This window comes from Methylobacillus draconifructus (assembly GCF_045984355.1).
Taxonomy (GTDB): domain Bacteria; phylum Pseudomonadota; class Gammaproteobacteria; order Burkholderiales; family Methylophilaceae; genus Methylobacillus; species Methylobacillus flagellatus_A.
Genome location: NZ_JBJQII010000005.1, coordinates 307,286 through 314,633, shown reverse-complemented (window position 1 = coordinate 314,633; position 7,348 = coordinate 307,286). Strand labels below are relative to the sequence as shown.

Annotated in this window: 8 protein-coding genes and 1 tRNA gene; 7 read left to right on the top strand and 2 right to left on the bottom strand. The window is 56.3% G+C overall.

The genetic code is table 11. The features are described from left to right. The coding region (locus ACJSDX_RS12705) for an IS3 family transposase (protein WP_407995009.1) at positions 1 to 108 on the top strand (108 nt) is incomplete at its 5' end. On the opposite strand, the gene ACJSDX_RS12700 is transcribed toward ACJSDX_RS12705, so the two are convergent. Both ACJSDX_RS12700 and ACJSDX_RS12695 read right to left on the bottom strand, forming a co-directional pair. Next, entirely contained in the window at positions 105 to 398 is a 294-nt protein-coding gene (locus ACJSDX_RS12700) for a DUF6538 domain-containing protein (protein WP_407994997.1), read from the bottom strand. The two genes, ACJSDX_RS12705 and ACJSDX_RS12700, sit on opposite strands and share 4 nt — an antisense overlap. 82 nt (positions 399 to 480) lie before the next feature. Next, positions 481 to 567, bottom strand: a tRNA-Leu gene (locus ACJSDX_RS12695). A 79-nt stretch (positions 568 to 646) separates the two neighbouring features. Between ACJSDX_RS12695 and rnr the strand changes: the two genes are divergently transcribed. The 6 genes from rnr to ACJSDX_RS12665 all read left to right on the top strand — a co-directional run bounded on the left by rnr (position 647) and on the right by ACJSDX_RS12665 (position 7,347). Next, positions 647 to 3,142, top strand: a complete 2,496-nt coding sequence (gene rnr, locus ACJSDX_RS12690; RefSeq protein ID WP_407994996.1) for a ribonuclease R — start codon at positions 647 to 649, stop codon at positions 3,140 to 3,142. A 4-nt stretch (positions 3,143 to 3,146) separates the two neighbouring features. Beyond that, positions 3,147 to 3,902 carry a 23S rRNA (guanosine(2251)-2'-O)-methyltransferase RlmB gene (gene rlmB / locus ACJSDX_RS12685; RefSeq protein ID WP_407994995.1) on the top strand — a complete coding sequence of 252 codons (756 nt, stop codon included), beginning with the start codon at positions 3,147 to 3,149 and terminating at the stop codon, positions 3,900 to 3,902. Between the two features lie 233 nt (positions 3,903 to 4,135). After that, positions 4,136 to 4,561, top strand: coding sequence for a nucleoside-diphosphate kinase (gene ndk / locus ACJSDX_RS12680; RefSeq protein ID WP_407994994.1), 426 nt, complete (start codon positions 4,136 to 4,138; stop codon positions 4,559 to 4,561). Positions 4,562 to 4,571: 10 nt separating this feature from the next. After that, a complete protein-coding gene (gene rlmN / locus ACJSDX_RS12675; RefSeq protein WP_407994993.1) occupies positions 4,572 to 5,660 on the top strand; it encodes a dual-specificity RNA methyltransferase RlmN in 1,089 nt (362 codons plus the stop codon). Continuing rightward, positions 5,657 to 6,400 (top strand): type IV pilus biogenesis/stability protein PilW, encoded by a 744-nt coding sequence (gene pilW, locus ACJSDX_RS12670; RefSeq protein WP_407994992.1) that lies wholly within the window; start codon positions 5,657 to 5,659, stop codon positions 6,398 to 6,400. The genes rlmN and pilW overlap by 4 nt, the downstream gene beginning before the upstream one ends. After that, on the top strand, positions 6,400 to 7,347 hold the full coding sequence (locus ACJSDX_RS12665; RefSeq protein ID WP_407994991.1) for a helix-turn-helix domain-containing protein: 948 nt from the start codon (positions 6,400 to 6,402) through the stop codon (positions 7,345 to 7,347). The genes pilW and ACJSDX_RS12665 overlap by 1 nt, the downstream gene beginning before the upstream one ends. The last annotated feature ends 1 nt before the right edge of the window (position 7,348 follow it).

The following is a 7,348-nucleotide window of genomic DNA, read 5'->3' as shown; positions in this document are numbered from 1 at the left end:
GATTACATCGAAATGTTTTACAACCCTAGGCGTCGACACAGTTTCAATAATGGCCTATCGCCAGTAGAGTATGAAAAGCGTTATTTCGAGGGGCTGGCGACTGTCTAGGATAGTAGGGGCGATTCAAAAAGTAATCGGGCGGACTCCCTGAGAGCAGGGGGTGATATACTGGGGTCTTTCCGCATAGCTTCCCATAAGCTCTCATGTTGGAAGTTTAGAGCTTGGACTTTACGGGCTACTATGCTGGGGTCATTTGTCTTAAGATTTATTTTGATATGCGTAGCAGCGTAGTGCTGTAATAAATCTTTTGGAATCTTTCTCTGGTAATAACAAGTCTTACCACGGGTATACACAAACTTAATGGACACGAAAAGAAAATTCCCCAGCAATGTTTTCATAGAAAGTACCACAAAAGTACCACACTACGAAGCTGGAAATTTATCTAACTTGCTGAATGCAAATAGAAAAGAGGTATCTGGATGGTGCCCAGAAGAGGACTCGAACCTCCACAGTGTTTCCACCACTAGGACCTGAACCTAGCGCGTCTACCAATTCCGCCATCTGGGCATCGAATATCGATGAGCCGCGCATTTTATAGGAAAGCTATACTTTGTCAACGAAAAAAAATCAGATTAGAAAAACAAATATGGAAAAAGCCGCTCCCCAGCGCAAGTCCAGAGCCCCCAGGGCGAATGATCCTTATGCCGAGCGTGAGCTGGCGAAATATGCCAACCCCTTGCCCAGCCGAGAGTTTATCTTATCGGTGATGGAGGAGCAGGGTGTTCCTGTGACGGTGGAGCAGCTCTATCAGTTGGTCGGCATCAAGAAATCCGAACAGGAAATTTTTGCGCGCCGTTTAGGGGCGATGGAGCGCGATGGTCAGATTATCCAGAACCGCAAGGGCGCCTTGTGTATTGCGGAAAAGGTCAATCTTCTTCCGGGGAAGGTGCAGGGGCACCCTGATGGGTTTGGCTTCTTCATTCCCGATGGCGGGGGCGACGACTTGTTTCTTTCTCCGCGTGAGATGTCGCAGGTGATGCATGGCGACCGCGTCATGGTGCGTCCTGCCGGGACGGACAGAAGGGGCAGGCCGGAGGGGCGGATTGTCGAGGTGCTGGAGCGCTCGACCAAGACGCTGGTCGGTCGTGTGATCAGCAGCCATGGGGTGACCATCGTTGCGGCAGAGGATAAGCGCGTGAACCAGGATATCCTGATTCCCTACCACCTCGACATGGGGGCGAAGGACGGCCAGGTGGTGACGGTGGAGCTGACCGAGCAGCCATCGCCGCATGCCAAGCCGGTAGGCAAGGTGATTGAGGTGCTTGGCAATTATGCCGATTCAGGGATGGAAATCGAGATTGCCCTGCGCAAGCACCATCTGCCGTATGAGTTTTCCGAGGCTGCGCTCAAGCAGGCGCAGAAGTATCCCAAGCAGGTACGTGCCGTTGATTGGAAGGTGCGTATCGACTTGCGCGAATTACCTCTGGTCACGATTGATGGTGAAACTGCGCGCGACTTTGATGATGCGGTCTACTGTGAACCTCAGGGAACGGGATGGCGGCTGGTGGTGGCGATCGCGGATGTCAGTTTTTACGTCAGGCCGGGCGACGGTCTCGATAAGGATGCGTATGAGCGAGGCAATTCCGTTTATTTCCCGCGACGTGTGATTCCCATGCTGCCGGAAGCCTTGTCCAATGGGCTTTGCTCGCTTAACCCCGACGTGGACCGGCTTTGCATGATTTGCGACATGCAGATAAGCAATACGGGAAGCATCAAGCAATACAAATTTTATCCTTCCGTCATGCGCTCCAAGGCGCGGATGACGTACACCAAAGTGTTTGACATGATCAGCAACCCGAAGGGCGAGGTTGCGCGCGAATATGACTGGCTGGTGCCGCATGTGCAGCATTTATATAAGTTGTACAAGGTCATGCTGGCGGCGCGCGAGAAGCGCGGCGCGATCGAGTTCGAAAGCAATGAAACCCTGATGGTGTTCAACGACAACGGCAAGATCGAGCGTATCGAGGCTACTTCGCGCAATGAGGCGCATCGCCTGATAGAGGAGTGCATGCTGGCCGCCAATGTGTGTGCCGCGGATTTTCTCGGCAAGCGGGAGCATCCTGCCTTGTATCGTATCCATGACGGCCCGACCGAGGAAAAGCTGGAAGCCTTGCGTACCTTCATGGGCGAGTTCGGCTTTACCCTGGGCGGCGGCGATACCCCGCATGCCAAAGACTATGGCAAATTGCTGGTCCAGATCAAGGGGCGCCCCGACGAGCAGTTGTTGCAAACCGTATTGCTGCGCTCCATGCAACAGGCGGTATACAGCCCTGACAATATCGGCCATTTCGGCCTGGCGTATGAGGCCTATGCGCACTTTACCTCGCCAATCCGCCGTTATCCCGACCTGCTCATCCATCGCGCCATCAAGGCGGCGCTGAATGGTGAAACCTACAAGGCGGGAGACTGGCAGGAGCTGGGCAAGCATTGCTCCATGACCGAGCGGCGCGCCGATGATGCGACACGGGACGTCGAAGCTTGGCTCAAGTGCTACTACATGCAGGACAAGATCGGCGAGGAGTTCGACGGCACTGTGGCAGGGGTCACCAGCTTCGGGCTGTTCGTGGCCCTGGACGGTGTCTATGTGGAAGGCCTGCTTCATGTGACCGAGCTGGGGAACGACTATTTCAATTACGACAAGATCAGGCATGAGATGCTGGGCGAGAGGACCGGCGTCCGCTTCCGATTGGGAGACAGGCTGCGCGTCAAGGTGAACCGCGTGGACCTTGAAACCAGCCGCGTGGACTTCGGATTAGTTGCCAGGGAGGACCAAATACAGGCATCATCCGCCCCCGACGCTCCCAAGGAATCGTCCAGGCGCCGCCGCGGCAAGCCGGTTGCGGCAACGGAGGCTATGAAGGCAGCGACGCAACCCGTGGCGGAAAAACCTAAACGCCGCCAGCCTGCCGCTGCCAAAGCAGCAGCGCCGCTGATCGAGGCGTTGGTGCAGGAGGTAGTGAGCAAGCCCAAGGCGCGCAAGGCGGCTGCAAAACCAGCGGTGAAAAAGGCAAGGACGAAACCGCCTCGCGCAAGCAGCGGCAAATCCCGCGCCAAAGTGACAACCAAGAAGAAAGCTAGTTGATTGAATGAGTGATGCACGTATTTTGTTTGGCTTTCATGCCGTATTGAGCCGTTTGCGCCAGCATGGGACGAGCATTCAGGAAATCCTGATCGACAAGGACAGGGTGGATGCGAGGATGAAGGATTTATTGCATATGGCAGAAAATGCCAATGTGCGGGTGATGCAGGTGGAACGGGCCCGCCTTGATGGGATAGCAGGCGGCAATGCCCGGCATCAAGGCGTGATTGCGCGGGTGGTGGATACGCCCATTCCTTACAAGGATATCCACGACATTCTGGAGTCCGACCTCAAGGAGCCGCCATTCTTCTTGGTGCTGGACGGCGTGGAAGACCCGCATAACCTTGGCGCCTGCCTGCGGGTGGCGGATGCCATGGGGGTACATGCGGTGATCGCGCCCAAGGATCGTGCTGCCGGCTTGAATGCCACAGTGCGCAAGGTGGCTTGCGGTGCGGCGGAAACAGTGCCTTTTATTGCAGTAACTAATCTGGCGAGAACTTTGCGTGAACTGAAAGATGCAGGCGTGTTTATTGTCGGGGCTGCGGCGGAAGCCAATGCAGACTTGCCATCTACCGACTTGTCAGGCCCTTTGGCATTGGTGCTGGGAGCGGAGGGTACAGGCCTGCGCAGACTGACCCAGGAAACCTGCGACAGCTTGATCAGCATCCCGATGTTCGGTTCGGTCGAGAGCCTGAATGTCTCGGTGGCTAGCGGCATCTGCCTATATGAGGCGCGCAGGCAACGCAGTCTGCAGCAAGCTTGACCAAGCCCGCCAATGGCGGGTTTTTTGTGAGAGTGCCAATTTATTTTGCCTGAGGAGTGAAGTGTCGCGAACTTGTCACCATGCATGTCGATACTTGCTGAGGTAAGTCCCTGGTTTTTGCAGGGTAAATACGCGGTAAATATTGCGCCTCAGCTTTATTTTAAGCCGCTAAAATGTTATTTTATCGGTCTTTCCGTAGTTGTTTTTATCAAATAATTATCTTTGGAGTCATCATGGCTGTTGAACGTACCCTATCCATTATCAAACCCGATGCAGTTGCCAAGAACGTGATCGGCAAGATCTACACCCGTTTTGAAGATGCCGGCCTCAAGATCATCGCTTCCAAGCTGGTGCAACTGTCTCAGGCTGATGCTGAGGGTTTCTACGCTGTTCACAAGGAGCGTCCTTTCTTTAACGACCTGGTCAAGTTCATGATCTCCGGCCCCGTCGTCGTGCAAGTGCTGGAAGGCGAGAATGCTGTGCTCAAGCACCGTGAGCTGATGGGCGCTACCGACCCGAAGAAGGCCGATCCAGGCACCATCCGCGCCGACTTTGCCGACAGCATCGACGCCAACGCCGTGCACGGTTCCGACTCCCTGGAAAATGCCGCGAACGAAATTGCGTATTTCTTCGCACAGTCCAACGTTTACAGCCGCTAAGGTATAGCGCATGACGGTCAATCTCCTCAATCTCAACCAGGCAGCGCTCGCCGAATACTTCCAGAGTATTGGCGAGAAGCCGTTTCGCGCCAAACAGATGATGCGCTGGATGCATCATTTTGGCGTGAACGAGTTCGGGGAGATGACCGATATTGCCAAGGCGCTGCGTGAAAAGCTCGCCAAGGAGGCCGTGATTGTGCCGCCGTCAGTCCATCTCGAGCAAATATCGGAAGACGGTACGCGCAAGTGGTTGATTGACGTAGGCGCAGGCAATGGCGTCGAAACCGTGTTCATCCCCGAGGACGAGCGCGGCACGTTATGCGTTTCCTCGCAGGTGGGGTGTGCGCTGGATTGCACGTTCTGTTCGACAGGGCGCCAGGGTTTCAACCGCAACCTCAGCGTGTCCGAGATCATCGGGCAATTGTGGGTGGCGAACAAGGCGCTGGGGCGCGATCCCAAGGGAGAGCGCATCATCAGCAACGTGGTGATGATGGGCATGGGCGAGCCGCTGGCCAATTTCGACAATGTGGTGACGGCCATGAACATCATGCTGGATGACTCGGCCTACGGCTTGAGCCGCCGCCGCGTGACATTGTCCACCTCGGGCATGGTGCCGGCGATGGACAGGTTGCGCGAGGAGTGCCCTGTGGCGCTGGCCGTTTCCCTGCATGCCCCCAATGACGCGTTGCGCGACGAGATCGTGCCGATCAACCGCAAATACCCGATTGCACAGCTGATGGCGGCATGCCAGCGCTACCTGGAAAAAGCGCCGCGCGATTTCGTCACCTTCGAATATGTGATGCTGGATGGCGTCAACGATACGGTCGAGCATGCCAAGCAGTTGCTGGATATCGTCAAGGACGTGCCATGCAAGTTCAACCTGATCCCGTTCAACCCATTCCCCAATAGCGGCTATGGCACTTCCAAGCCGGACAATATCCGCCGCTTCCGCGATATCCTCATGCAGGCCGGCTATATTGTCACGACACGCAAGACGCGCGGCGAGGATATTGACGCCGCCTGCGGCCAGCTGGCCGGCAAGGTGCACGACAAGACCAAGCGCTCGTTGCGCCGCATCAAGGTGGAGGCCATTGCGTGAGGAATTGCCTGGTGATGGCCGCCGGGTTGCTGCTTGTTGCATGTGCTGCCACTGAAACCAAGCAGGATACCGAAGCAAGCCGCGAGCGAGCCCGTGTGCATACCGAGCTGGGCGCCGGTTATTATGCCCAGAACCAGATTGCGGTAGCGCTGGAGGAGTTCGAGCTTGCCGCGCAGATCAATCCTTTCTATGCCCCTGCGTATAACGGTCTCGGCTTGGTCTATGGCGCGTTGCGCGAGGATGAGAAAGCCGATACGGCCTTCCGCAAGGCATTGCAGTTGGATCCGAAAAGTTCGGAGACCCGCAACAATTACGGCAGTTTTCTCTGCGCGCGCAACCGTATCGACGAATCCATTGCCCAGTTCACCGAAGCCGTAAAGAATCCGCTCTATGTCACGCCAGGCGTGGCCTACATGAATGCAGGAACCTGCCTGTTGCGCAAGAAGGATATCAAGCAGGCCGAGCTTTACCTGCAACATGCCTTGCAATTGCAGCCGCAACTATTCCAGGCTGGCTATCAGTTGGCGGTGATTGCCCACAGCCGGGGAGAGTATGGGGCTGCACGCAATTACTTGAACCCTGCACTGGAAAGCAATAGCCCTACCGCCGACATGTTATGGTTGGGCATCAAGCTTGCGCGTGAAGCCGGGGACCGTGACAGCGAAGCCAGCTATGCCTTGCAGCTGAGGAGGAAGTTCCCCAACTCCGAGCAGACAAAACAATTATTGTCAGGACAGTAATGATGAGTGAGCAAGATTCTCCTGAACAGGAAATACAGGCAGCGCCAACCTATATCGACCGTATCGGGCCAGCCTTGGTTGCCGCGCGGGAAAACCTTGCCTTGGGGGCCGAGGATATTGCAAACCGCCTGCGACTGAGCCTACGCCAGGTACAGGCGCTGGAAAATGACGATTTCGCTGTGCTGCCAGAAGCTGTGATCACGCGGGGCTTCATCCGCAACTACGCGCGCCTGGTCAATATCGACGCGGCTCCTTTATTGCGCGTCTACAGTCAATATGTGCCCGTGCAGGATAGCCAGGCGATCAGCATCCCATCGGCCAATATCGTCATTTCCGGCGAGGCCGGCACCTCATGGCGTCCCTATGTCTGGTTTGGGGTATTGCTTGTCGTGTTGCTGGCCGGCTGGGTGCTCTATGTCGACTTCTTCCAGAAGCATGATCCCGGCGCCGGATTGCCGGAGGCGCCTGTTGTCGGCCTCCTGGGTAACGAGGGTGAGGCTGCTAGTGAACGCGTGGTGGAAAACCCTGTCTCGCCAGATTCCGTGCCGCCAACCTCGTCAGAGGCGCCTGCATCGCCAGCGCAACCTGCGGCCCCTGTTCCAACCCAAGAGATACAGCCCGCGGCAGAGGCTTCGGTCCCTCCTGTCCAGCCTGCTCCAGCTCCGCAGGCAGCGCCGGGCGATAATACGCAGTCCCAGCCGGCCGCAGGCGATGCACGCCTCAAGTTTTCAGTCGATGAGGCGACCTGGATCAGCATCGCGGATGGCAGCGGCAAGCAAATCGTGAACAAGACCTTGGCCGCCAACAGCGAGGAAGTCATTGCTGGCAGGCCGCCGTTCAGGATCGTGATCGGCAATACCGCTGGTACCAAGCTTGAATACAATAACCAGCCTGTTGATCTTGTCCCTTATACCAAGGTCAACGTGGCCCGCTTGACACTGGAGTAGC

Excerpts from the sequence above, each read along its gene's own strand:
- ACJSDX_RS12700 (WP_407994997.1), bottom strand. The coding sequence starts at position 398 with ATGAAAACATTGCTGGGGAATTTTCTTTTCGTGTCCATTAAGTTTGTG.
- rnr (WP_407994996.1), top strand. The coding sequence starts at position 647 with ATGGAAAAAGCCGCTCCCCAGCGCAAGTCCAGAGCCCCCAGGGCGAAT.
- rlmB (WP_407994995.1), top strand. The coding sequence starts at position 3,147 with ATGAGTGATGCACGTATTTTGTTTGGCTTTCATGCCGTATTGAGCCGT.
- ndk (WP_407994994.1), top strand. The coding sequence starts at position 4,136 with ATGGCTGTTGAACGTACCCTATCCATTATCAAACCCGATGCAGTTGCC.
- rlmN (WP_407994993.1), top strand. The coding sequence starts at position 4,572 with ATGACGGTCAATCTCCTCAATCTCAACCAGGCAGCGCTCGCCGAATAC.
- ACJSDX_RS12665 (WP_407994991.1), top strand. The coding sequence starts at position 6,400 with ATGATGAGTGAGCAAGATTCTCCTGAACAGGAAATACAGGCAGCGCCA.